1 protein-coding gene is annotated in these 538 nt (G+C 73.4%); it reads left to right on the forward strand.

Translation table 11 applies throughout. From position 1 onward, the window contains the following. Nucleotides 1–7 precede the first annotated feature (7 nt). Nucleotides 8–538, forward strand: a 531-nt coding sequence (locus G3I71_RS46330; RefSeq protein ID WP_164324945.1) for a M20/M25/M40 family metallo-hydrolase, incomplete at its 3' end; no start/stop codon positions are given.

A 538-nucleotide genomic window follows, 5' to 3' on the forward strand; every position in this document is an offset into this window, starting at 1 on the left:
GAACAATATGGCTGACGCCCCCGGCCCGCTCGGCCTCGTGGACGAGCAGGCCCTCGACGAAGTGGTCACGTTCACGTCCGAACTGATCCGGATCGACACCACCAACCGGGGCGGCGGCGACTGCCGGGAGCGCCCGGCCGCCGAGTACGTCGCCGAGCGGCTCGCCGCCGCCGGGATCGGACCGACGCTGCTGGAACGCACCCCGGGCCGGACCAACGTCGTCGCCCGGATCCCCGGCACCGACCCGTCGGCCGACGCGCTGCTTGTCCACGGCCACCTGGACGTGGTGCCCGCCGAGCCCTCCGACTGGTCCGTGCACCCCTTCTCCGGCGAGGTCCGCGACGGGGTGGTGTGGGGGCGCGGGGCCGTCGACATGAAGAACATGGACGCGATGGTCCTCGCCGTCGTACGGGGATGGGCGCGCGAGGGGTTCCGCCCCCGCCGCGACATCGTCATCGCCTACACCGCCGACGAGGAGGCCAGCGCCGAGGACGGTTCCGGCTTCCTCGCCGACCGGCACGCGGAGCTCTTCGAGGGG

It is taken from the genome of Streptomyces sp. SID12501 (assembly GCF_010550245.1).
Lineage (GTDB): Bacteria > Actinomycetota > Actinomycetes > Streptomycetales > Streptomycetaceae > Streptomyces.